The 25,842-nt window shown below is 48.3% G+C and carries 17 protein-coding genes and 1 tRNA gene; 9 read left to right on the top strand and 9 right to left on the bottom strand.

What is annotated here, in order from left to right:
• Positions 1 to 41: 41 nt before the first annotated feature.
• Positions 42 to 947, bottom strand: coding sequence for an oxygenase MpaB family protein (locus tag ACYVF1_RS11180; protein ID WP_461078631.1), 906 nt, complete (start codon positions 945 to 947; stop codon positions 42 to 44).
• A gap of 131 nt (positions 948 to 1,078) precedes the next feature.
• Between ACYVF1_RS11180 and ACYVF1_RS11175 the strand changes: the two genes are divergently transcribed.
• The gene (locus tag ACYVF1_RS11175; protein WP_461078629.1) at positions 1,079 to 1,276 is read left to right on the top strand and encodes a hypothetical protein; all 198 of its coding nucleotides are present in this window, start codon (positions 1,079 to 1,081) and stop codon (positions 1,274 to 1,276) included.
• Between the two features lie 78 nt (positions 1,277 to 1,354).
• Here ACYVF1_RS11175 and ACYVF1_RS11170 read toward each other — a convergent pair whose 3' ends face one another.
• The 4 genes from ACYVF1_RS11170 to ACYVF1_RS11155 all read right to left on the bottom strand — a co-directional run bounded on the left by ACYVF1_RS11170 (position 1,355) and on the right by ACYVF1_RS11155 (position 6,752).
• Entirely contained in the window at positions 1,355 to 2,701 is a 1,347-nt protein-coding gene (locus tag ACYVF1_RS11170; RefSeq protein WP_461078627.1) for a Gfo/Idh/MocA family protein, read from the bottom strand.
• A 148-nt stretch (positions 2,702 to 2,849) separates the two neighbouring features.
• Positions 2,850 to 3,077: a hypothetical protein gene (locus ACYVF1_RS11165; RefSeq protein ID WP_461078625.1), complete on the bottom strand. Its 228-nt coding sequence runs from the start codon at positions 3,075 to 3,077 to the stop codon at positions 2,850 to 2,852.
• A 286-nt stretch (positions 3,078 to 3,363) separates the two neighbouring features.
• Positions 3,364 to 4,944 carry a tail fiber domain-containing protein gene (locus ACYVF1_RS11160; RefSeq protein WP_461078623.1) on the bottom strand — a complete coding sequence of 527 codons (1,581 nt, stop codon included), beginning with the start codon at positions 4,942 to 4,944 and terminating at the stop codon, positions 3,364 to 3,366.
• Between the two features lie 119 nt (positions 4,945 to 5,063).
• Positions 5,064 to 6,752 (bottom strand): tail fiber domain-containing protein, encoded by a 1,689-nt coding sequence (locus tag ACYVF1_RS11155; RefSeq protein ID WP_461078621.1) that lies wholly within the window; start codon positions 6,750 to 6,752, stop codon positions 5,064 to 5,066.
• A gap of 542 nt (positions 6,753 to 7,294) precedes the next feature.
• On the opposite strand from ACYVF1_RS11155, the gene ACYVF1_RS11150 reads away from it, so the two are divergent.
• The 7 genes from ACYVF1_RS11150 to ACYVF1_RS11120 all read left to right on the top strand — a co-directional run bounded on the left by ACYVF1_RS11150 (position 7,295) and on the right by ACYVF1_RS11120 (position 18,358).
• Positions 7,295 to 7,993 (top strand): response regulator transcription factor, encoded by a 699-nt coding sequence (locus ACYVF1_RS11150; RefSeq protein WP_461078619.1) that lies wholly within the window; start codon positions 7,295 to 7,297, stop codon positions 7,991 to 7,993.
• Between the two features lie 138 nt (positions 7,994 to 8,131).
• Complete coding sequence (locus tag ACYVF1_RS11145) at positions 8,132 to 9,400, top strand: TolC family protein (protein ID WP_461078617.1); 1,269 nt, start codon at positions 8,132 to 8,134, stop codon at positions 9,398 to 9,400.
• Positions 9,401 to 9,476: 76 nt separating this feature from the next.
• On the top strand, positions 9,477 to 10,556 hold the full coding sequence (locus ACYVF1_RS11140; RefSeq protein WP_461080732.1) for an efflux RND transporter periplasmic adaptor subunit: 1,080 nt from the start codon (positions 9,477 to 9,479) through the stop codon (positions 10,554 to 10,556).
• Positions 10,557 to 10,639: 83 nt separating this feature from the next.
• The gene (locus ACYVF1_RS11135; RefSeq protein WP_461078615.1) at positions 10,640 to 13,750 is read left to right on the top strand and encodes an efflux RND transporter permease subunit; all 3,111 of its coding nucleotides are present in this window, start codon (positions 10,640 to 10,642) and stop codon (positions 13,748 to 13,750) included.
• A gap of 769 nt (positions 13,751 to 14,519) precedes the next feature.
• Positions 14,520 to 15,731 (top strand): hypothetical protein, encoded by a 1,212-nt coding sequence (locus ACYVF1_RS11130; RefSeq protein ID WP_461078613.1) that lies wholly within the window; start codon positions 14,520 to 14,522, stop codon positions 15,729 to 15,731.
• 20 nt (positions 15,732 to 15,751) lie between these two features.
• Entirely contained in the window at positions 15,752 to 17,542 is a 1,791-nt protein-coding gene (locus ACYVF1_RS11125; RefSeq protein WP_461078611.1) for a hypothetical protein, read from the top strand.
• A 3-nt stretch (positions 17,543 to 17,545) separates the two neighbouring features.
• Positions 17,546 to 18,358, top strand: coding sequence for a putative Ig domain-containing protein (locus ACYVF1_RS11120; protein ID WP_461080730.1), 813 nt, complete (start codon positions 17,546 to 17,548; stop codon positions 18,356 to 18,358).
• 547 nt (positions 18,359 to 18,905) lie between these two features.
• Here the strand turns inward: ACYVF1_RS11120 and ACYVF1_RS11115 are convergent.
• From ACYVF1_RS11115 to ACYVF1_RS11100, 4 genes are all read right to left on the bottom strand, one after another.
• Entirely contained in the window at positions 18,906 to 21,635 is a 2,730-nt protein-coding gene (locus ACYVF1_RS11115) for a T9SS type A sorting domain-containing protein (RefSeq protein ID WP_461078609.1), read from the bottom strand.
• A gap of 360 nt (positions 21,636 to 21,995) precedes the next feature.
• Positions 21,996 to 22,073: transfer RNA gene (locus ACYVF1_RS11110), tRNA-Val, on the bottom strand.
• 93 nt (positions 22,074 to 22,166) lie between these two features.
• Positions 22,167 to 23,480, bottom strand: a complete 1,314-nt coding sequence (locus ACYVF1_RS11105) for an MFS transporter (protein WP_461078607.1) — start codon at positions 23,478 to 23,480, stop codon at positions 22,167 to 22,169.
• 132 nt (positions 23,481 to 23,612) lie between these two features.
• Positions 23,613 to 24,071 carry a hypothetical protein gene (locus ACYVF1_RS11100; RefSeq protein ID WP_461078605.1) on the bottom strand — a complete coding sequence of 153 codons (459 nt, stop codon included), beginning with the start codon at positions 24,069 to 24,071 and terminating at the stop codon, positions 23,613 to 23,615.
• Between the two features lie 117 nt (positions 24,072 to 24,188).
• Here ACYVF1_RS11100 and ACYVF1_RS11095 point away from each other — a divergent pair, with 117 nt between their 5' ends.
• Entirely contained in the window at positions 24,189 to 25,835 is a 1,647-nt protein-coding gene (locus ACYVF1_RS11095) for a T9SS type A sorting domain-containing protein (RefSeq protein ID WP_461078603.1), read from the top strand.
• The last annotated feature ends 7 nt before the right edge of the window (positions 25,836 to 25,842 follow it).

The following is a 25,842-nucleotide window of genomic DNA, read 5'->3' as shown; positions in this document are numbered from 1 at the left end:
AATCAGGTTGCCGTGAGCCCAAAATTCGATTGGTATCATTTTCATTTAGTGTGGGCAGTGGGTTGCTTACCCATTGATTCAGGACCAATGGATTCAATTTCGGGGGCGCCGGTCGGGTAAGAGCGATACGTCGAGTTGTCGATCAGGGTTGGGTATTTCTTAAATGTAATCCAACGTAGCGGCCATTTTCGGAGCCATAGTGCGCTTTTTGTCAAGGATATAAACCAATCGGCTGGCCGTTTATAGCCGAACGCGATACGTAGTTTGTCGGGAATCAGGGCCGCAAACGTAGGACGTACCAGCCCATGTAAAAATCCAGGAAACCAGCCTTTTACAATATTCACGGTAGCGTCTGCTACGTTGCGATTGCTTTCAGTATACCGAAAATAACGACGTTCGTAATCGTCCGTAAAGGCTGATAGTTGAGCTATGGTATCGGGTATGTTACTGAGGTTCATACGTTTGCCCACTTCTCGAAAAAAATAGAATAATGCTAGTTCTTCGGATGATGTCAGTTTCCGCCAACCGTAATCGTTTATCCAGTTGGTAGGATAAAAAACGAACGTAGCGAGCACAAACAGGTAATCGGCATTGTCGATATTGTACTGATTATGAATCCAGTTCATGCGGGCGATGGCTCGTTTACCTCGCTCGCTGTCGTAGCCTGATTCCATAAATTCAGCAATCAGTCGGCTGGTGTCATCGTATCGTTTCTGTCCGTGGTTAGTAAATTCGCCGGTACGTGCCAGCAAACCCGATATGCGCGGACTGGCGTACGTATGGAAAAGTGCCAGTTCGAGCGCCCGGGTCATGTCGAACGGAAATTCATAGGCCGTCAATAAATGAACCATCCGCTGATGATCGCGAATGGGGTCGAGCGTTTGCAGTTCGCGTCGGACGGCGGAGTTTCGAAAAAGGCCAAATCGTTTGCTGTAGGATGTATTCATAGTAAGGTTCGGCTGCCCTCAAGTAAGTTAGCAACTTTTAACCGCAATAACCGGAACATTTTGAGATGGCATCGATTAATACGTCATAGCTGGCAAAGTAGCTAACTATCACTACGTTAAATCATAAGACTATGAACCCATTCCTGATTCTGCAAAAATCTATAGATGCAAAATCGGGTGATGAATACATCATCAATGCCAATCACATTATAAAAGTAGATAGTGCGGCTGGACAAGGTTGTAAAATTCTGACTACCAGTGGCGAATTCTACTGTATAGAATCGTTCAGTGACGTATCAGCCAAAATCCAGAAGGTGTTCGGGACGTAATGAAAAATGGAGCATAAACAATAAAAATGGTACGTCTTTAACCATCTTTTTTATTGTTTATGCTCCACTTGTTATTGATTAAACGACGGGTAATTTCCAGCCGTTGTGGTAATGAGCTGCTATCAGCGCGTTGGCCTGCGTATCGTTTTTGAAACCTTTGGCAGTGGCGTCCCAGTAAACCTTACGGCCTGTTTTATAGGCGATGTTGCCCATATGCGCATTGATGGCCGCAATGCTACCTGTTTCTATACCGCATTTAAGGATACTGGGGTCGTTCGCTTTAATCGCCTGCACAAAGTTTTTGGTGTGTTCGCCCAGATAATCGCCGTTACGTACCTGATTGGGAATATCTTCTACTTTATACACTTTGATACCATTCTTCGTTTCTGTTTCGGGCAGTAATTCCCAGCCGTCGCGATTCAAGACCAACGTAGCGTTATTGCCGATAAATGCGATGCCTTCGGTACGTCCGTAATTACCGCCGTCGATGCCGGTCGCGTGTTCCCACAGCATGTTAAAGCCTTCGTATTCATAAACGGCCTGCAACGTATCGGGAGTTTCGGAGGCATCGTCGGGGTAGGCAAGTTTACCACCCGAAGCCATCACTGATTTGGGGGCTTTGGCATTCATGGCGTAAAGCGCAATGTCGATTTCATGAACACCCCAGTCGGTCATCAAACCACCGGCATAGTCCCAGAACCACCGGAAATTAAAATGAAAACGGTTGGGATTAAAGGCTCGTTTGGGAGCCGGTCCGAGCCACATGTCGTAATCGACACCGGCCGGCGGAGCACTGTCGGGCTTAACCGGAACGGGGTTCATCCAGCCCTGATAGGCCCACACTTTAACCAGACGAATGTTTCCTAATTTGCCCGAACGAATATACTCTATCGCTTTGGCATAATGCGAACCGCTACGTTGCCACTGACCTATCTGTATAATTTTGTTATACTTACGAGCTGCAGCCAGCATCAGGTTACATTCTTCAATGCTATTGGCGAGCGGTTTTTCACAATACACATTTTTGCCAGCCGACAGTGAGTCGATCATGGCCATGCAGTGCCAATGGTCGGGCGTGCCGATGATAACAGCGTCAATGTCTTTGTTTTCCAGCATCTTCCGGTAATCTTTAAAGAGCTGGGGTTTTTTGTGCTGCATCGTGTCGACGTCGGCCGCTCGTTTATCGAGTACGCTCTGGTCAACATCGGCCAGCGCCACGCATTCTACGTCGCTCATCTGCAAATGTGAACGCAGGTCAGACCAGCCCATGCCATTGCAGCCGATTACACCGATTTGTAATTTATCATTGGGTGAAACCTGTTTCCGTTGGCTGGCGATAGCTTCGGGAGAGGGAAGATGGATCAGTCCGGCACCAGCAGCTGACAGGGCCGAGTTGCGTAAAAAATGTCTGCGTGTAGTTTTCATCTGTGAATCAGGTATTAGCTGAGAACGTAGTGAAGTAAAAGCATTAAAAGCCATTAACCTAATGGAGCGCTGGGCGGTAGAACCGGATGAAAATAAAAATAGCCCTATTCAGGGCTATCTACGTGACATTGACAATATGAATTGGTGCTTAAATACCGATGCGATTATTGCGCTGTTTTTCAGTGGTAGTATTGCTGATGTTGGCTTTTGCAAACTGAGGCCGTACGCCATCTCCGCTAGAAACCGGTTTAACCTGAACTGATGAAGCCTCAGTGTTAAGTAGGTTTAAACTGTCATTTCCAGTCATTTTGTAGAAGCAGATGAACAGGGAAAAGGCCGCCGAAATTACCATGATTACGTTTAATATCTTTTGCATAGCTGTCTAATTAAATCTTTCTATTCTTTAGACGTAAGTACCTATATTGGGTTACATTTTTTTATGTGAAAAAATTATTATTTAATAAAATTGATCTATCGGTTACTATGTATTTACTATAATGTATCAGGTAAAACGCTTTAGTTAGCAGAGGGGGGAATGTATAAAGTAACGTTTGTTTTTATAAGTAGCTAATTTGTGTAAGGCTATTCAGAATTGATGAACAACAGATTTTCTCTTGGCAGAGTCAGGCTTATTAACCTGACTCTGCAAGAAATAGACATGATTATTTTTTACCTAGTTTCGTCGAGGCATCCGTTTTGACACCCAGTAACGCCTGCATTTGTTTTACCTGAGCAGCTAGCTCATTATATGCCGTTTCGCCTTCAGCGACTCTGGCCTGAAGCTTCGCTACGTCTGAATCGCGTTCTTTCTCGGTTTTGGCCAGCTTGGCCTGCAGCCGCTCCACCTCCGCATTGAGCTCCTTGACAGCCTGCACCAAAGGCACCACAAATAACGTATAGCCTACCGTGTAGTACTTGCCGTTCTCCTCCTGTTTAACACCCTCAAAATCATAGCCCACCGCTTTGGCCGCCGACTCAACGTCCTGGGCAATGAAACCGCTGTGGCGCACTTTGTCTTCCTTCACGCTAGCCAGGGGGTAGCCCACCAGTTTGGCTTCTTTGAGCTTGTTTACGTTGTAGGTAACCGGGTTGAGTTTGGTGATGAAATTCAGTCCGGGCACGTTGGCTTTGACGTTGTCTTTGATGCGTCGGTCCGACAGGGAGGAGATGGTTTGCACATTACAACGTAGTGCGGTAATGCCGTTGTTACCAAGTACAATCGTATTGGACGTATTCACAATGGCCTGAGCACCAAGTGCGCTGGAATTAGCAATCGCAGGATTACCACTCGCGGGACCTGAGTAAGCCCCTACAAACGTATTGAAGTTTCCCGACGTACTATTCTCGCCCGCGTTATGACCCAAAGCCGCGTTGTTAACACCATTGGTAAGTTGCCGTAGCGCTAGATTGCCAATAGCGACATTTTGTACACCACTCGTTTGCGCTAATAAAGCGGAACCGCCAACTGCTACGTTATCGCTCCCACTGCTAAGCTGTGCCAGTGCATCCACCCCCAGCGCCATATTCGAATTACCAGTAAGATTATTGGGCAATGAATTTGAGCCGATGGCTATGTTGTAACTGCCCCCGGTGTTACGTGCCAACGAACCCGGCGCTATGGCTGTGTTGTAACTACCTGTGGTGTTCAGGTAAAGTGCCGTAGTACCAAGTGCCGTGTTGCGAATACCTGATGTATTGGCTTCCAATGTAAGGTAACCAAGCGATACATTTTCGCTACCCGTTGTATTGACCTGCGACCGGTAACCGAATGCCGTATTAAACGTAGTTGGGTCAATATAACCTGATTTAATGTTATTCACTCTGAACGTAAGTGGTACGTTATCTGTAGTGCCCAGAAAATTGCTCGTTGATGTGCCAGCGTTACCAGTTAGCAACCAACCACTTCCACCTCCACCACCGCTCACTGCTCCACCCGGTGTCCAGACGGGAGCGCCTGCCGTTCCCGTATTGACTTCAACCTGATTACTCGTCGAATTAAAGATCATCAACCCTTTGGCCGGGGCTACAATCTGACCCCGCTGGGTTGAGTTAACCGAAGGCAACAGTAAGCCCCGAAACGGACTGCCTGTAGGATAAGAACCTGATTCGACTTCCAGACTGGCCGACCCATCGAGTGATCCAGTTGGGGGACCGAGCCGAATCTGGCTGTAGGCGCTGGTCACACTAAGAGCAAGCGCAATACATAAGTGCTTGAGATGGTTGTTGAGCGTATTCGTGTGCATGGCATTGATTAGTTTAAATTGAAAGCCCAAATAAATAAAATTCAGGCAACTTTTTGTATAATTATCACTATACAATGCCCAGAAACTTAGCGAAATACCAAGAAATAAATTACTAATAATTATTCTCTGGCCACATCCGTGCTAGGCTCTTTTTCTGGCTTGGCCAGTTTTGCCTGAACTCGTTCTACTTCGGCAATTCTATCCAGCAGTTTGGCTATGTCCGAATCGCGTTCTTTCTCGGTTTTGGCCAGCTTGGCCTGCAGCCGCTCCACCTCCGCATTGAGCTCCTTGACAGCCTGCACCAAAGGCACCACAAATAACGTATAGCCTACCGTGTAGTACTTGCCGTTCTCCTCCTGCTTAACACCCTCAAAATCATAGCCCACCGCTTTGGCCGCCGACTCAACGTCCTGGGCAATGAAACCGCTGTGGCGCACTTTGTCTTCCTTCACGCTAGCCAGGGGGTAGCCCACCAGTTTGGCTTCTTTGAGCTTGTTTACGTTGTAGGTAACCGGGTTGAGTTTGGTGATGAAATTCAGTCCGGGCACGTTGGCTTTGACGTTGTCTTTGATGCGTCGGTCCGACAGGGAGGAGATGGTTTGCACATTACAACGTAGTGTGGTAATGTTAGCGTCGCCCAGTACAATCGTATTGGGTGAATTGGCGGCAGCATTAAAACCAAGAGCGGTTGAATTATAGGCATTCACTCTGGCCAATGCACCAATGGCGGTTGCATTACCAACACTCGCGACGGCTTGCGAGCCTATAGCGTTCGAATTGCCGCTATTCACGCGAGCTGCGTTGCCAATAGCAATAGCATTACTGACGACGCCACTACCACTGGCAGGCCCAGCATCCACACCAATGAACGTATTGCGATCGCCCGTTACACTGTACTGACCTGCCAGTAAGCCTACAACAGTGTTGAAGATACCCGAGCTAAGCTGACGTAGAGCAAGATTACCTACGGCCGTATTACCTTCACCACCGTGATGAACTAACAGGGCAGAACCGCCAACTGCTACGTTATCATGGCCGTCGGCATTCTCTGCCAGCGCATCTACCCCAATAGCCATGTTCGAGTAACCTGTAGTATTAAAAGGCAACGTATTACCTCCAACAGCGACATTAAAACTACCTGTTGTGTTCCGAGCCATTGAACCTGTACCTACTGCAGTGTTATTTTCACCGGTCGTATTTGTATAAAGTGCCGTAGTACCAAGTGCTGTATTGTCGAATCCTGTTGTATTCGCTTCGAGGGTAAGATAACCGAACGCTACATTAGCAAATCCTTGCTTTGCTGCATAGTTCCCCTGCATATTGACCTGAGATCGGAACCCCAAGGCTGTGTTAAAGTTAATCGGGTCAATTATTCCCGATTTGTAGCCGAAAATCTTGAAAATAAGCGGGTTAGCATCTATCGTGCCCAGGAAATTATTCGCATTTGTGCCCGCATTACCCGTAAGTGACCAACTCCCGCCACCACTTCCTGCTCCGCCAGGGGTCCAGATGGGGCCAGTTGAGGTACCTGTATTGACTTCAACCTGGTTAGTAGACGTGTTAAAGACCATCAAGCCTTTGGCAGGAGCCCCAATTTGTCCGCGTTGTGTTGAGTTAACCAGAGGTAGTAGTAAGCCCCGGTACGCACTGCCCGTAGGATACGGACCTGATTCGACATCCAGACTGGACGATCCATCGAGTGTGCCTGTTGGAGGACCTAATCGGATTTGCCCGTAGGAAAGGGTTATACTCAAGCTTAATGCAATGAGCAACTGAGTCAAATGGTTGTTACGTGCAATTTTTTTCATGGCATTTAATAGTTAGAAAATGAAAACCCTATGATGGAGATTGAATCCATCTTTTATATAACTATCCGTGATATAGAATCTGTTTGAAGTTTTAAAAAGAAACTAAAAATCAATGTTTGAGTGCAGTAGGTGAAGTTTCTTTCACCAAACATGAAGGCTTATTTATAGTTATACTGCTTAGGTAAAATTACAGGACAGATTACGAAATCGTCGGATTGGGACAGCACTTAACAATCTGTTATTTGATCGATAAATTCTTTTAGAACTCCCTCGAATCATCAAAATGGATGAGGGTAAAAGTGAAGAGAAAAGTAAGGTGAAATCGCTGGCTTCAGCCTGGGTTTACCACTTTAACAAACTTATAATATAAGCGCGCTCCGAAGTATTAGTTGATCTTCTAAGCTTAATCTAAGAAAAATCTAATTCTCTTCTAATGGGCTGGTAACTAGCAAGATCCTACTTTTGTCACAGAGTTGGTAATCTATAAATAAGCGTAAAAACACCAGACTTATGAGCTGGTGTTTTTATTATTTGGTGGATATATGAAGAAAATCGTAATAATTGAAGACGACAGACGTATCGCTCAGAACATAAAGCGGGGGCTCCAGGAAGAAGGTTATGCTACCGAGGTTGTTTATGAAGGACTTAACGGTCGTGAAATTGCGCTAAAACCCGGCGTCGATTTGCTGATTCTGGATATTAACCTGCCGGGAATCAATGGCTTTGAAGTTTGCCGGAGTGTACGATCCTCGAAACCGCAGTTACCCATCATTATGTTGTCGGCACTGGGCGAAATCGAAGATAAAGTGGAGGGGCTTGGAATTGGCGCAGACGATTACATAGTTAAACCATTCGATTTCCGGGAATTAATTGCCCGAATCGAAACCTGTCTCCGTCGTACAGAATTTTCGATGGAATCGTCTACCGGACAAGCAACGACATGGCAGGTCGCTAACCTGACCGTGAATGGTGCTACCAAAGAGGTTCATCGGGGCAATACTCCCATTGAGCTGACTGCCCGCGAATTTTCCTTACTAGAATACATGATTCGCAACCGGGGGCGCGTCCTTTCCAAACTGGATATTGGGGAACACGTCTGGCACCTTCGTCACGATCCGGGAACCTCAATAGTAGAGGTTTATATTAATTACCTGCGTAAAAAAGTAGACCGTGATTTTAAGCCAAAACTGATTCACACGCGGCTCGGCATGGGGTACGTATTGAAGGAAGAGGAGGAATAAAGCCCAGGCCAAAACACTTGGAAACTAGCTAATAATCCTCTAATCGCTTTCTAATTGTTTTCTATAGACATTCTAAGTTTATATTAAGTCTGCTGTAACATTGGCAGAAGACCTTTGTAGCCGTACAATATGTTTCACATGCGGCTGTTTGTTTTTCTGTTTTTTCTCGGGGTTTCTATTCGTTCTCTACCGGCTCAAAGCGTCGTTGGGCAGGATTCACTTCGGCTAACGCTTCAGCAGGCCGACAGCCTGTTTGTAAAGAATAACCTGTTGCTGTTGGCTGAGCGGTTTCGCGTCGATGCCAGTCAGGCACAGATTCTACAGGCCAGTTTGTACGATAATCCAAACGTCAGTCTGGAGGTTAGTAGTTACAATAACGAAACCCGGCGAGTGCTGGATGTAGGGCGTCAGGGGCAGAAAAGTCTCGCCATTCAGCAACTGTTGTATACGGCGGGGAAACGTAACAAACGTATCGCGCTGGCATCGGAAGCAGCTCGATTGACCCAATTTGAGCTCCTGGATCTACTACGTGGTTTGCGCTTCGACTTACGTAGCCGGTTCTATTCGATTTATTTTCAGCAGCAAACGCTGGCCCGTTTCGATCAGCAACTCGCTACGTTACAAACGACCGTTGCGGCTTATGAAGTCCAGTACAATCGGAACAACGTATCACTTCGGGAATTGCTACGTCTGAAAGCCTTACTTTTTCAAATCGCCAATGATCGTACTGCTATTCTGTTTCAATTGGCCGACGATCAACGGGCGCTACGTACTTTATTATCAGTCGATCAGCCTGTTAAGCCAGTCGTTGGCGACAGTCTGTTGACTCAGTATCACGTACCTGTCCAGTCGGAAGATACGCTCCAGCAGATGGCCATTCGTAATCGTCCGGACCTAAAAGCAACGGAATCACTTACAAAACAGGCCGAACTAAATTATAATCTTCAACGCGCTCTGGCAACGCCGGATTTGCGAATTGGCGGTACGTACGATCAGGCTGGGAGCTATATTCAGAACTACGTTGGTTTGTCGGTTTTGGCGGATATACCAGTTTTCAATCGGAATCAGGGAGCAATTCGAGCGGCCCGCAGTCAGATTCAATACCAGAGTCAGCTACAGCGACAAAAAGCAAATCAGGTGGGAAACGAAGTCGCTACGTCCCTGCAAAAAATACGGGAAGTCGAACGGCGGGTGCAATCGGTGGAAGGCCAGTTTACGAACCAGTTTGAGGAATTGAATCGAGGGGTAATCACCAGTTTCCAAAAAGGCAATATTACGCTCCTCGAATTTGTCGATTTGATCGAAGCGTATAATGATAGCGTTAGCCAGCTCAATCGCCTGAAAGCAGACCGGGTGAGCGCCTACGAAGAACTTAATTATCTCCTCGGCGAAGACCTGTATAAGTAAATCGGTCATTAGTCAATCCATGAAAATGCGATCCACTCTCACCGCCGATTTCTGGATTCGGCGTAACGAAACAAGTATGAAACATACTATTTATTGGGCAGTTAGTTGCCTGCTTATGCTCAGCGCATGTGAGCCGAAACCAACCGCTGACGTCGATAAGGCGTTTATGCTGTCCGATACGATGATGCAACGTATCAAACTCGATAGCGTTATCACGCAACCAGTACGTAGTGAACTGACGCTGGTTGGCAGGGTGGTGGCCGATGAAAACCGGGTCATTAAGGTATTCCCGCTAGTTGGCGGGAACGTAGAGGACGTAAAAGTTGAACTCGGCGACTACGTTCGTAAAGGACAGGTGCTGGCGTCGATACGTTCGGGCGAGGTAGCCGATTTGGAGCGGCAGGGAATTCAGGCGCAATCGGATTTGCTGGTTGCCGAAAAAAACCTGCGGGTAGCTCAGGATTTGTTCGAAACCAAACTGACGTCGCAACGGGAAGTGGTGGCCGCCCAAAAGGAAGTCGAGAAGGCTCAGGCCGAATCGAATCGGGTGAAAGAAGTGTCGCGAATTTACGGCATCGGCAAAGCGTCGATGTACACCGTAAAAGCCCCCATTGATGGCTACGTGATCGAAAAAAACGTCAACCGCGACATGCAGCTACGTTCCGATAACGCTGATAATCTGTTCACAATTGGGCAAATTAACCAAATCTGGGTGCTGGCTAATGTCAACGAAAGCGACATTCGTCAGGTGAAAACCGGCATGGAAGCGGCCGTACAGACGCTCAGCTATCCCGACGAAATTTTCAAAGGGCAGGTCGATAAAATCTATACGGTGCTGGACCCAAATACCAAGGCCATGACGGTACGTATCAGGCTGGCAAATCAGGGAATGAAGCTACGCCCGGAGATGCACGCGACTGTAACGCTTCGGTACGAAGCCGGTGGACAATCGGCTACTGTACCCTCCAGCGCCGTCATTTTCGACCGTTCCAAAAATTACGTACTGGTGTTCAAAAGCCGCTCGGATATTGACGTTCGGGAAGTGACCGTGCTCAAATCGCTGGGCGATCGGGCCTATATCAGCCAGGGCATTAAGCCCGGCGAAAAGGTCATTTCCAGAAATCAATTACTCGTTTACAACGCACTTAATAATTAATTCTAAAGAGCGAAAGAGTAAAAGAGCGTCCTGAGCTGAGATTCACTCTTTCACTCTCTCGCTCTTTCACTCTTTAAGGGATTATGAATAAATTCATTCGAAATCTGGTTGGCTTTTCGCTGAAAAACCGCTTCTTCATTTTCTTCATGACGGCGGGGCTGGTGATTGCCGGTATTTTCAGCTATTTACGCACTCCGCTGGAAGCCTTCCCTGACGTAACGAACACGCAGATTATCGTCGTGACGGAATGGAAAGGCCGGTCGGCGGAGGAGGTCGAACGGTTCGTGACGGTACCGATTGAGGTTGCCATGAACTCGGTGCAGCGGAAAAGCAACGTCCGCTCGACGACGATGTTTGGGCTATCCGTCCTGAAAATCATTTTCGACGACGGCGTCGAGGATTTCTTCGCCCGCCAGCAGGTGAATAATCTGCTTCGGAACGTAGCACTGCCCGAGGGCGTCGATCCTGAAATACAACCTCCGTATGGGCCAACGGGTGAGATTTATCGTTACACGCTGGAGAGCAAAAATCGCGACAGCCGCGAGCTACTTACCCTGCAAAACTGGGTCATTGACCGCCAGCTACGTAGCGTACCGGGCGTGGCCGATATCGTTGCGTTTGGTGGACGCGATAAGATCTATGAATTACGGGTAAATCCAACGCAACTGACCAAATACGACATTACGCCACTCGAAGTATATCAGGCTGTTACACGTAGCAACATTAACGTAGGGGGCGACGTAATTGAGCGAAATTCGCAGGCATACGTAGTGCGGGGGATTGGTCTGCTGACGTCTATCCAGGATATTGAAAACATCCTCATTGAGGAAGTAGGCGGCAATCCTGTTCTGGTCAAGAACGTAGCGGACGTAGTGGAATCCAATCTGCCCCGTGTCGGTCAGGTCGGGCTGGATAAAAACGACGACGCAGTGGAAGGGATTATCGTGATGCGAAAAGGCGAAAATCCGAGCGAAGTGCTGACGCGAGTGAAAGATAAAATTGAAGAATTGAATACGCGCGTTCTGCCTTCTGACGTGCAAATGGTCACTTTCTATGACCGCGATGACCTGATCACGTTCTGTACGAAAACCGTTCTGCACAACCTCACGGAAGGCATCGTACTGGTTACCGTGATCGTCTTTTTGTTCATGGCCGATTGGCGCACTACGTTGATCGTGTCGATCATTATTCCGTTGGCGCTCCTGTTCGCGTTCATGTGTTTGAAACTGAGAGGAATGTCGGCCAATCTGCTGTCGATGGGAGCGGTCGATTTTGGGATTATCATCGACGGGGCAGTGGTGATGGTTGAGGGCATATTTGTTGCACTCGACCATAGGGCGCACCGCGTTGGGATGGAGCGCTTTAACCGGCTAGCTAAACTAGGGCTAATTCGAAAAACGGGAGGAGAGCTGGGGAAAGCGGTTTTCTTTTCCAAACTGATCATTATTACGGCGTTGCTGCCGATTTTCTCTTTTGAAAAAGTAGAGGGAAAAATGTTTTCGCCCCTGGCCTGGACACTCGGATTCGCACTGTTGGGTGCCTTGCTGTTTACGCTTACGTTAGTACCGGTGCTCTGCTCCATTCTTTTGCGGAAAAACGTACGGGAGAAAAATAACCCCATCGTCAATTTCTTCAATCGCATTGTGATGGCTGGTTTTGGCTGGTGCTTCCGCCACCGTCGGATAAGTCTGTTCGCGGCCATTAGCTTTATGATTGCTACGTTCTTTTCGTCATCCATGCTCGGAACGGAATTTTTGCCGCAACTCAACGAAGGCGCGTTGTGGGTAACTGCCGAACTACCTATGAGCATGTCGCTGCCCGAAAGTGTCGATATGGCCAAAACGATTCGGGAAGATTTGAATACGTTTCCCGAGGTGAAACAGGTGCTTTCGCAGGTGGGGCGCTCCAACGATGGTACTGATCCAAACGGATTTTATTTCTGCCAGTTTCAGGTCGATCTGAAGCCAAAAGAAGAGTGGGGGCGCAAGATTACGACTGAGCAACTGACGGACGAAATGGACGTCAAGCTGAAAAACTATACTGGTATAACCTACAATTATTCGCAACCGATTATCGACAACGTAGCGGAAGCCGTAGCGGGTTACAAAGCGAGCAACGGTATCAAAATTTTCGGTTCGGATATCTACGAGTTGGAAAAATACGCCAATCAGGCCATGGAAGCCATCAAGGACGTAGAGGGTGTGAAAGATTTAGGTATCATCCGCAACGTAGGTCAGCCCGAACTTAGCGTCTTGTTTCACGACCATAAAATGGCGCTTTACGGAGTATCAACCGCTGATGCACAGGCCGTTATCGAGATGGCTATTGGTGGTAAAACTGCGTCGATTTTGTACGAGGGCGAACGTAAATTTGACATCCGCGTTCGATTTCTGCCCGAATACCGCAAAAGCGAAGACGACATCATGCGGCTGATGGTCCCTACGATGGGTGGTAGTAAAATTCCCCTGAAAGAGATTGCCAGTATTCGGCAAATTACCGGCCCTGCTTTCATTTATAGGGATTTAAATAAACGCTTTATTGGGGTGAAATTTTCGGTACGTGGTCGCGATTTGGGTAGTACGATTGCCGAAGCGCAACAACGAGTGCAGCAGAAACTTCAGCCGGCCAAAGGCTACTCAGTTGAATGGGTTGGCGAATTTGAAAACCAGGTCCGGGCGACGGAGCGGTTGGGGCAGGTCGTTCCGATTAGTATTGCCGCCATTTTTGTTATCCTGTTCATTACGTTCGGGAATGGCAAAGACGCCGGACTGGTCTTGTTGAACGTACCGTTCGCACTCATTGGCGGTATTCTGGCGCTGCATGTTACGGGCATGAACTTTGGAATCTCGGCAGGGGTAGGATTTATTGCGCTGTTCGGAATTTGCGTTCAGAACGGTGTGATCCTGATTTCGGTCTTCAATCAGAATCGAAAAGAGCGAATGCCACTTGATGAAGCCATACGCGAAGGGGTGCGCTCCCGCATTCGACCCGTTGTTATGACCGCATTAATGGCCGCTATTGGTCTCCTGCCGGCTGCCGTTTCTACGGGAATCGGTTCGGAAACGCAGAAGCCACTTGCCATCGTAGTGATTGGCGGATTAATTACGGCAACGATATTAACCTTGCTCATCTTCCCCATTATTTATCGACTCTTTAACCGGCATCACGTTCATAGCTTGAGCGATTTAGATTAACGCGAATGATAGCCAAGTCATAAAATTACTGTTGCTTACTGAAGCTTAGTTGGTGGCAATATTCCCGGAAAATGGATTGGGAAACCTGAAAATCTCCAAACCATTTTCTTGGGTTAATGCTCTCGTTGTCTGTACGTAATGGGTGCAAAAGGACCGTACAACGCCGATTTTGGTTTCCATGAAATGCATTGGTTCAGTGAAATAAAAAGGCAAGAGGAATCTGTCATTATCGCCTATCACTCATTTCAACCGACAATAAACAAGTCCAGTAGCTAGCTGAGCGCTGATGATTAGGCTAATCCAGTAAGTATTTGATCTGTAAGTTGGATACTAGGCGCTTTTTAGCTTCAATACAACTCTCTTAATATAGTACACTTCTACAATCTTTGTTACCCTACACTAGTCACATATCTCACCCTCCCTCTTCAAGTATTACTTTAAAATAGGTATTAGTAGCCTAAACCGTAACTAGCGAATTAGTAGTTAGCCATAGCCGCATTCACATTCAGTGCCGTAGAAGCACCTATTTACGCAATTTTTCTGGCCGATGCGACGACAGTGTTAGCATAGGAACATATATTGATAGTATTTAGCAGTCGCTTTTAAGTATACACAAGTAGGTTATTTTAAATAATAAGTACTCTTTTTGGAAAGTAAATTAACAAGCATTTTTTCCTCATCTCAGGCTTTATGAAATCTGGACTTTTACTTTTTCTGCTGTGTTTCTCGGCGGCTTTTACGGCCTATTGCCAGGTTAATTCAGTACAAGATGACCCTGAGCGGTTATCGGTTCGTAAAACAAAAAACAGTAGGGCAAGGCAAGCTGCGGCTGCTGACGTATGCGCGGGCACTACGCTTGCGACACCATTATAATGCCAATAATGGCCATAGAGGAATTATGTTCGATATTGAAGCCGCCAATACCAGCACTATCACTTGTTTCGATGCCAATCTGTATGCTTCCACCACAGCTGATTACGAAATTTATTATAAAATAGGAAGTTATAAGGGCTCAGAAACTACGGCTGCCGACTGGACATTTGTGGGTAGAGCCAATGCCGTTTCTTCGTTAGGTAACGGCGTTCCCACTCCCATCCCCATCAATGTGGTTATCCCAGCTGGACAAAAAGTAGGGTTTTACGTGACGCATATAGGTTATGGAGTTTATGGTGGTGTAAATTATACTGTTTCTGCCACGGAAGGGGTAGTGGTGGGCTCTGATGCCAATATCACGATCACAGGCGGGGTAGGAAAAGCTTATCCCTTTTCAACTACATATTCCTATCGTCTCCCCAACATTACAGCCCATTACTCAACAGATATAAATCCCACGATCACAGGTTTTACCGCTAGTCCAAATCAGGCCTGTGTAGGAACTCCGGTTACCTTCACGGCGACGGTGGGTAACGTAACAGGCAGTTATGCCTATACTGTCACCAACGGAACGAGTACCACCACAGGCACTACGTCTACCACGTCGTTGAGTCAGAATTTAACAGCGGCTGGCTCGGGTCTTCAAGCCTTCACCCTAATCGTGACGGATAACGGTCAATCGGCATCGGCCACCACCAACGTAACCGTCAACAGTTCACCACAGGCGGAGTTGACTAACAATGGACCACTGAGCTGTACGATGACCAACGTAACGCTGACGGCTTCGGGCGGTACGTCCTACACCTTTGTCAACAGCAGCGGGAGTCCACTGCCCGGCAGCGGTGCTATCCGAACCGTAAGTCTTCCCGGTACGTATTCGGTATCGGCGGCTAATGCCAATGGGTGTATCAGTACTACCAGCACGACGGTTACCAGTTCGACTGAGGTTACCGTAAACAATATACAACGGCCGACCACCACCACTGCCACGGCGGGTACGCCATTCACACAGTCGTTCTCTGTTGTATACGCGATCACGCAGCAGGGCCAGCAAATCCCAGCGGGTACCACCGTTACTCTGGAGAGTGGTCCGCTGCCCCGGGGCTAACCCTATCCAATACGGGTGTTTTGTCGGGTACGCCCACACAGGCGGGAAGTTTTACATTGACGGTGCGGGCCACCATACCCAGCAGCGGTTGTTACGCCGTGAGTCTAGTGTATACGCTGGTGGTAAATCCGGCTACCACCCCGACCATCGCCGGTTTTGCCGCAGTCGATGATTTGGTCTGTCTGGGATTACCCCTCACCTTTACGGCCACCGTGGGCAACGTAACGGGTACTTATAATTTCACGCTCACCAACGGCACCAGCACCACCACGGGAACGACGGCCAATACGAATTTTAGTCAGAACCTGACCCCGTCGGTGCCCAGTAGTCAGGCGTTTACCCTGACGGTTAGTGCTAATAACCAATCGGCCAGAGCGACCACCAACGTCACCATAACTCCACCGCTGGTGGCTACGCTGACCGCCAATTTCGGGGGTACGTTAACCTGCGCCCAATCCAGTTTGACGCTGACAGCGACGGGAGGAACCAGCTACAGCTTCGCCGGGCCGGGAATCCTCAGTCAGAATGCCAGTTCAGGCACAGCGGTCGCGAGTGCGAGGGGTACGTATTCGGTTACCGTTACGTCCTCAGGTTGCTCAAGCACGACCAGCCTGACTATTTTCCAAGCCAGCAACGTACCGACCGTGAGCATTACACCTTCGAGTGCTACGTTGAGCTGCGCTACCTCGTCCGTGAGTCTGAGTGCTACAGGTAGCAGTGGTACGTATCGCTGGAATACCGGAGAAACGTCATCCTCCATCAGTGCTACGTCTGCCGCTACCTACTCAGTTACGTTGATGGCTACGAATGGTTGTACAGCAACGGCTTTGGCCCAGATTTCCCAAGATAGTAACGCACCGATAGCGAGTATCACGCCCAATAGCGCTACATTGACCTGCGCCAATCCAGCGGTGACCTTATCGATCAATGGCAGTGGAGTAACGTACCGGTGGAGTACGGGTGAAACTACGCCCTCCATCAGTGCTACGTCCGCTATAGTTTACTCCGTTACGGTGATCAGTAGCAATGGATGCACAGCCACAGCCAGCGCCCAAGTATTCCAAGACAACAACGTGCCCACCGTGAGTATTAGCCCGGCCAGTGCTACGCTTACGTGTGCAAGCTCATCGGTGAGTTTGAGTGCCGGGGGAACCAGTACATATCTTTGGAACACCGGTGCCACTACGCAAACCATTAGTGCGACCGCAGCAGGAACGTATTCAATGACGCTGACCGGCAGCAACGCTTGCTCCGCTGTCGCTACGGCCCAAGTAATCCAGGATAATTCACTGCCTACGGTTAGCATTTCTGCTACGCCTTCATTGACCATTGCTCCAGGGCAGAGTGCTACGCTGACGGCCAGCGGTGCCACGACCTACTTGTGGAACAACAGCGCTAATACCACGTCTATCGTCGTCAATGCGCCGGGTGTTTACTCGGTGACGGGCACTACGGGTAATTGTCAGGGCGTGGCTTCTGTTACGGTGGTGCAAACGAATGCACCGTCGGGGCCGTTTGCCATTACGTCGGTAACAACCAACAACTGTCAGCAGATTGCCAGCAATCGCTACGTGATCAGCTTCACGCCCCAATATGCTGGCCTTACCGGCCAGCCAGTGAGCTTCTCGGTACTCAACGAGCTGTTCCCCACCACGGCGGCCGGGCCCTATACGCTGCAACTGTACACGGACAATCCGGTAATTATCCTCAAAGCGCAGCAGATCGGCACCCCTGGTGAAGCTTCCCTCTCTTACAACTGGTTCGCGGCTTGCAGCGGTGCCCAGCCCAACACAGCTCCCCGGGTGAATTAGTCGCTGGCCAATCAAACGGCTAAGGTAGGGGAGGCTTTTGGGTACACACTTCCCCAGCTTACCTTTACCGATAACGAGACACCCCAAAGCCTGGCGCTATCGGTAAGTGGCTTACCCATAGGTATGAACTTCAGTCAGCCCAATCAGATTGGTGGAGTGCCCACACAACCTGGAATAAGTACGGTAACGGTGACGGCTACCGATCCCGGCGGGCTGAGTGTGAGTACTACGTTTGTGTTGACGGTGAATCCAGCAGGTACCTCCAGTGGCTTTACCATCACCGGTGTGCAGACACTCAGTTGCGTAAGCGCGGGACCCAACCGTCGGACCATCACGTTTAGCCCGCAGTATAGTGGTTTGAGCGGTGAGCCGGTCAGTTTCTCGGTGGTCAATGAACTGCTACCCACCACAGCATCGGGTCCTTGCTCGTTGACCTTGTACACTGATAATGCGACGCTCCAGTTACGGGCGCAGCAGGCAGGAACCACGGCCAGCCATGCCTATAACTGGCTGGCAGCCTGTAATGCACCGGCTCGTCAGGGTGCCACAGAGCCAGGAGCCAGTTTACAGGTACGTGTGCTGGGTAATCCAATTGAGGGCAAGTGGCTGGACATGGAAATCAGCGGAGTGGAAGGCCAGTCCGTTGATCTATCGGTGGTGACTCAACACGGCCATCGCTTCGCTGAACAACGGATTGACTCTTCATCGGCTCGTCAGCGGATTCGTTTAGCCGTCGATTGCGGTCCGGGCGTATTGCTCTTGCAGGTCCGTACGACTAGCGAATCGCAGACGATTCGGGTTGTAAAAGCTCACTAGATTTACTTGGTACGTTCATTAATCACCCCACTGGTTTCTGGTAAATTAAGTGGGGTGATTTACGTTTTACCTGGGTTACTATGACATAAATTTCAATAGTAAGAGATGGGGTACATCACTGGTATTATGATGGGCGGGGGTGATTCAGACGAAGTCTCATCCGTCAGGCTTAGTTCAATTACAGCCAGATGACCATTATAACGATTATCTGTATCGGCTTGCTTCGTGGTAGATGGACCGGAAACCATCAGCTTACTATAGATCAGAGCAACTTAAGTACAAAATGCTAAGCCGTTAACCCAAAGGCTAACTGTTCAATGAGTAAGTCTGAACTATACTTAAAAACAGCCAACTGTGTAGAGAAACTTTGGTTTGTGTTCGATCAAGATAGTTTTCAGATCGAGCAAAAAGACGACAAAAAAAGGCTGATTACACTTGCTTGTAATCAGCCCTTGCTGGCAGCCTTAACTGGTGAAAATTCAAACCAATTGGTAGCAGGTTTACGGAGAATAAATATATGAGCTGAAAGCCGCCATTGAGCCCGAGCTTAATTGCCAACGCCGATTACAAAGCGTTTAGCAACTGAAAAACCAGGCGCCCGTACCTGCATAATGTACATTCCGCCTGAGAAGCCTGTAAGATCAATCGATTTATGTTCGTTAAATACCGGCACGCTAAACTTGGTAATTTCCTGACCGGAAAGTGTGTAAATGTAAATAGTTGCGTCAGTTAAATCTGCCAGCGTTTCGATTGAGATTACTTTCGTAGGGCTGGGGTTTGGATAAATGCTTAGTCCTTGATTGGTATCATCAACGATGAAGTTCAAACCGGTAGATAGCTTGGAGAAACAGGTTAACGTAGCACTGTAATCTATAAACGATTGAGCTGAGTATAGACCTGATCGACTGGCTTTGATAGTTGCGGTCCGGGACGCGAGTGTATCAGTATTAAGATACCAGCGGTAGTAATCGCCTGTTAGTGAGCCCATAGCTTCTAGTGTATACGTACCCGTCTGCTTCAGGAGAGGAACACTGGGTAGGGCTTTCACATCAACGGTCTGCGCTACGGATGGGGGCGAATCACACCCGTTGGCATCTTTCACCCGGGCCGTATAGCTTCCAGATTGTCGCACTGTAATGGTCCTTGTTGTATCTCCCGTTGTCCAGACAGGCTTCAATAAACTGGCTGCTGTTAAAATGACCTGGTCACCATCGCAAAAGACGGTCCGTCCACTGGCCGTGAGTGTGGGTGCTGGCGGCAACGGATTCACCAGTACCTGAACGGGGGGCGAAGCTGCTGAGACACAGCTGAAACTGTTCAGGGTACGTAGTGAATAACTTCCCGTTTGACTGACCGAAATCGCACGTGAGGTTTGCCCATTGGTCCATTGGTATTGCTGATCTTCACTGGCTGTCAATGTGAGCTGTTGGTCGGCGCAAAAGGTTGTACTGCGACTGGCTGTAATACTTGGCGTTGGTGGCAATGGATTAACGACCACGGCAACCCCCGATGAGCGGGGTGATGTACACCCATTCTGGTCGGTTACCGCTACGGTGTAGGTCCCTCCAGTCTGCACTGTAATACTGCGGGATGTTTGTCCTGAACTCCAGTTATAAGCGGCATTGTCGCTTGTACTTAGGGTCGTAGCTCCCCCCTGACAAAACGTGGTTGGATTGGCTGCCGTGACGACGGGCATAGCTGGTAACGGATTGACACGTACTGCCACTGGTGCTGAAACGAACGAGCATCCACTCACATCCTGATAACGTACTGAATAATCGCCTGCTGTCGTTAGCGTAATTTCCTGACTGGTTGCGTTAGTTGTCCAGGCAATATTGTTGTCGTAGGAAGCTTTCAATTTAACACTACCTCCAGCACAGAAGGTAGTCGAGCTGGAAGCTTGTATGGTTGGCGCATCGGGTATCCGCACAGCGGATGAAAACAGTATATTTCCGGTGGCATCTTTTACTTTAGCCCGATACGTACCGGCCCCTTTTACAATCGTCTGGCCAGTCTCGCCGGAACTCCAGCTTACCGACGAAAACGACCCATTTACAGCAATAGACAATTGATTGGCAGTCGAACACGTAACGGATACCGTCGGGGCCGGAACAGGTGGCTGAGGCTGGGCCATGCTGAAGAAGCTATCGTTCAGGCTGTTATTCCAGGCCGTAGCAACTTCACCCAAGCCATTGACATCGAAATGCACATCATCAGTATTTGTTCGGGGGGGGCGCAGGCGGGGAATCTGGATTGCATCGGTAGCAGGCCCCGCATAAACGTTCGATCCGGTAGCGATCACTTGATTCTGAGCCGTTATGAGCTCTGGTCGAGGACCTAATATATCGCCTGAATACGATGATCGCGATATCACCCAGGCAATATTTTTGCCTGAATCCTGTCTGCTCCGATTAATGACAAACTGTAAGTTATTAAAATAGCTGGTTGCTGTTGAGTTCGCAAAAATCTCGGCCTCTCCCTGTTCCCAAAGTATTGCTCGTACGCCCAACATATGGGTATAAAACTGTAAGGCAACGCGCAAATTGGCGTAGGGTTGACCATCCTTATAAAATGCATCGGCTATATAAACACTCTTTGCGCGTCCCGTTTCAATACTTTCCCGCCAATTCTGCATGGCCGTCCCTTCATAACCTGCATTGAAAAATAAAATGGGTACGTTTAAACGTTGCGCTAGCAAATCGCCCAGCCGCCCCCAGCACCAGGTGCCTATGCCGCGGGGAGCGACTCTGCCCCCCTGAGCCATATGGGAGAACTGATTCAATACGTTGACGGATGGCTCGCTAGATGATTCTGTTGCATCGAAGTAATTAATACTATTTACCCGATCATCAGCTGCACTCCCCATTTCATAATACATCCCCTGCGCATTCGACTGACCCGCCACGATGAATACCTCGCCAACGCCAACGCGCTCCACCACCGTAACTCCTACAACCTGGTCGTCTTTCATGCCTCGCACTTCCAGATTGTACCAGCCCCCCCGAACCGTCAGATCCCCGGCGTAATTTCCACCCGATGGATTATTTTGGATCGTCACCCATTCGGATGAAACGCCCTGACCATTACGTGCCTGAACACGAGCTTCAATTCTGCTTACGGGTAATGTAAAATAACCATTGATGCGAATCTTCGATTCATTGCTATTCGATCGCTGAAAAACGGCTCTACTTACGGGAAATGTTACCTGAATTTGGGCAATAGCCAGTTGTGGAAAAAAACTTAAAACAATTAAATAAAGGATACAAATTCGTTTCATTAACTCTCTAAAGTTATATCAGTTTTTAGCGGACGACGAATCCGGTTGAGGATGGATGATTGGAAATTGTGGGCGGGAGGTGAAAAGCACTATGTCTCAGGATTGCCAAAGGGAAGGAATAATGCTTTTTAAAATTACAGTTAACCACAAAGGTACTGCTTCTTGACTTGACTTTATGCAGCCCGGGCTAAAGTCAAGTTGATAATCATAAATCTTTACTGATGGAAGAAGGTCAGAAAATCGATGTCCCCCAATTTGGTAGTCTATTACTGATTATACCCCTCCTGAAGTAAAACGGGTATTTCTTATTTTGAGGGCAAAAAGAAAGACTGGTCACAAAAATGTGCAACCAGTCCTCTTTGGTAGGAAGTAGCGGGCTCGAACCGCTGACCTCTGCTCTGTCAAAGCAGCGCTCTGAACCAACTGAGCTAACCTCCTGAATTGACGTATGATGTAGAATATATGGTGTATGAGAACAGCGTCTACTACATCCTATATCAGACATTATACTGCATATATGACATCGCAAACTTACAAAACTTCCTCTGTTTCCAAGCGGGTGTGATATATTTTTTGCGAAGGAATTCGCCACAGGAGCAGAAAACCAAGCACAAAAAAGACCAGTAAAGCCAGCACTGAATTTCGCATACTGCCCGTAATTTGCTCGATTAGCCCGTAGACCAACGTACCAAAAACAATCGACGTTTTTTCTGTTACGTCGTAGAAACTGAAATACGAAGCGGTTTCGTTCGTAGCGGGAATGAGTTTGGAATACGTTGAGCGCGAAAGCGATTGAATACCACCCATAACTAAGCCTACCACCGCTGCCAGAATGAAAAATTGGTTCTCTGTCTGAACGTAGTACGCGCAGCCACAGATACCTATCCAGATGACCACCGCTACCATGAGCGCGTACGTATTACCGATACGTTCTGACAGACGAGAGAAGCCATATGCGCCCGGAATGGCAACTAGCTGAATCAATAAGATAGTGATAATCAGACTTTGACCGGGCAATTTTAGTTCATCACTTCCGAAAATGGTTGCTACGTACATCACAGTCTGAACGGCCATGTTGTAGACAAAAAACGAAACCAGAAACCGCTTGGCCAGCGGACGCTCCTGCAATTCAGCCCAAATGTTACGTAGTTCTTTAAAACCATTCAGCAGGTAGTTTTCTGATTTCCCGGTTCCCTTTTTGATGCCATCGGGTAGTCTGTTGAAGGGTATCTGAGCAAAGCCAATCCACCAGAGTCCAACCGTCAGAAAGGCGAGCCGTGAGGCCATACCTTCCGAAATATTTCCAAACCAGTCGCGCTTTAAAATCACGACCAGGTTCAGAATCATGAGCAGAACACTGCCCAGATACCCCATCGAAAAGCCGCGTGCACTCACCCGGTCATACTGGTCTTCGGTAGCGATGTCGGGGAGGTACGAATTGTAAAATACAATACTGCCACTCCAGCCAATCAAACTGAGCCAGAAGCAGATAACGGCGAACGTAGTGGTTTCCTGGACGAAGAAATACAGCAGACTGCAACTAATGGCGCCCGTGTAACAGAACACTTTCATGAATGCTTTCTTGCGTCCGCTGTAATCGGCGATGGCAGTGCAAATGGGCGACAGCAGGGCTGTAAATAGAAAGGCAAATGAAATGGTGTATGAAAAAAGCACTGAGTTTTTAATCGAAATGCCCAGAAAATTTATGATGGGTCCACCCGCTTCGTTCAGGGCCGTAGCTGAGAAATAGACCGGAAAAATACTGGAAACAATAACGAGCGAATGAACCGAATTAGCCCAGTCGTAGAAAGTCCAGGCGGTCAAAATACGCGGAATGTTTTTCATCAACGAATGCGCGATTGCGTGAAACGGTAGGAATGGCCGAAGTTATGGATTCGCTCCCATAATACACAAAAAAAGTAGCTAAACGGCGATCTAACCGTAGCGGGCGCAGTAGTTAACTAAATAGCTTATGGATTAAATCGACGGATCGAATTCCAGGTTAATGTCAGAATCTTTTCCATCAACAGGAGCCCGCTGACGTAGAATAAGTTTATTACGAGTGAGCTGAACGATTGGAAAAATGCCTTTGAATCCTTGTACATCTACGTCAATGGACTGATTGTCAGTAGTTAGTTTCCAGGAACCACCATTAACAACCGTACCACTTTGTTTGGGATCAAGCGCACGTACCGTTCCGTTGTTCCGGAATTGCATATCCAGATCATAAATAACTTGTGTGCTCAGATTCAGTCGGTTGCGATTTATTTCCTGATTCGAAAGGTCAGACACTCGTTTCATTCGCCAATTATTTGCTACCAGCAACTCAGTTTGCGAATTGTTGGTAATACCTGGCGTGGTGCCATCGTCTTTTTTACAGCCAATGATTGTAAGCGCGAAAATTGTGAGCACAGACAGGAATCGGAACATATTCATAACGAATTGATTTAGACAGTTTAATCAGCCGGCGGGGCAGCTGTATCAGTAGTGTGCGTTTGTAGAGTAAACGATTTCTACCCTTAAAATTCTGTACTTTTACCGAAACTTCAAGCCATGCGCGTTTCTTTCGGCTATTTTACTACGTATCTGATCGGTTTCTGGCTGATAATTTGTTCAATGGCGACGGCTCAACAACAGTGCGCCGACCGGCTTACGTTTACGCCCGTCAGTCAGCCGAATCAGATCGAGTGGAACAAATTTCCCGACTTTACGCTGCCATTTCCAGTGATCTACGGTGGACCACGTTTTACGGATACCCAGGCCAGCCCATTACGTCACGGATTCAGCCATTTAACGGATGTACAGCCTAATGAATTCGGTACATTGGTGAAGCCCCAGCAACGCGCCGTTGTTTACTATGGCTTCGCGACGGGACTGAATCAACCCTGGGAAACCATCGAAAGTCCCTGGGGAAACGACCTGACAGCGTATCGCGCCAAATGGGATAAATTTCTGTCGGAACTGGCTGGTGGTCAGAAGAATGCCAGCGGTCAATATGTAGTGCCGATTGGTCGATTCGCCTTAGATATCGAACGGTTTCTGGAAACGGATACGCGCATACTCCGGCTCAAGCAGGACAGTCGCGTGCCTGCTACGTACCGGAATCTGTCGGACACCGAATTTGTGGCTGCGTATAAAAAGGCCATGCGAAATCTCTATGCCGAAGGAATGCGCTACGTCCGTCAACGGGCTGATCTGACGGGGATAAGCGTCAGTAGTTACGCCGATACGCCCATCCTCAATACGTACCTGAACGTACCAACCTTCACCTGGAACGACTGGAAATCGAACCTAAGCCTGACCAATTATATGGTGCAGGATTCGACCGGACGTAGTATCGGCGGGCCCTATTACGATCAGCTTGATGCGCTCTCACCTTCGTCCTATTTTTATTACGATTACCCGAATCCGCTGGCTCCGGACTATCTGGCTTATATGCTGTTTCATGTTGAAGTAAACCGAGCGTGGAGCAGCAAGCCGGTGGTACCCTGGGTTTGGTTGCGTTACCACGATAGCTCGAGTAGTTTCCCGAATTTCATCCAGCCGTTTATGGCCGAAGCCACTGCCATTTTTCCGTTTTTTTCGGGCGCAGCGGGTTTATGGCTCTGGGAAAATCCACAGCTCGCATCCACACGCAATGATACGTATGCCGCTTATGAACATTTTACGCACGGACTTTATCGTCTGTCGCGCTTTGCGGATATGTTTCAGGGGACTTACGAACTCGTCATCGAAACCCCAGCCCGCGACCTCATGGACAAGCAGTTACCCGTTTGGCGTGGCGTAGCGAAAGGAAACCAGATCCTGATAGCCGCCCAGAATCCATACGCAGCCGACGGGCAGAAAAATACCCTGACGGTACGTTATAAATCGTGGCAACGTAGCATTGAGGTAACGGGCCGGGAAGTGTATCTGTGCCGTTTCGATATGGGAACCGTTACCGCCAATGAGCCTTTGCTGGCCAACGTAACGGTCTTCCCAAACCCCGCCCAGACCGAGCTGAACGTATCATTGGGAAAATTACCAACCGAACCGACCGAGCTCATCCTGTTAAACACAACCGGCCAGATCGTCGTTAAAAAAGTAGTCAAGAACGTGCAGGAGAAGCTAAACGTAGTAAATCTACCAGCTGGCATGTATCTGCTACGTATCCAGAACGAAACCGGAAGTCAGACGAAGAAAATTGCTATTACTCACTAAGTAAAGA

This window comes from Spirosoma flavus (assembly GCF_054778555.1).
This window is presented reverse-complemented; position numbering and strand designations above follow the sequence as displayed.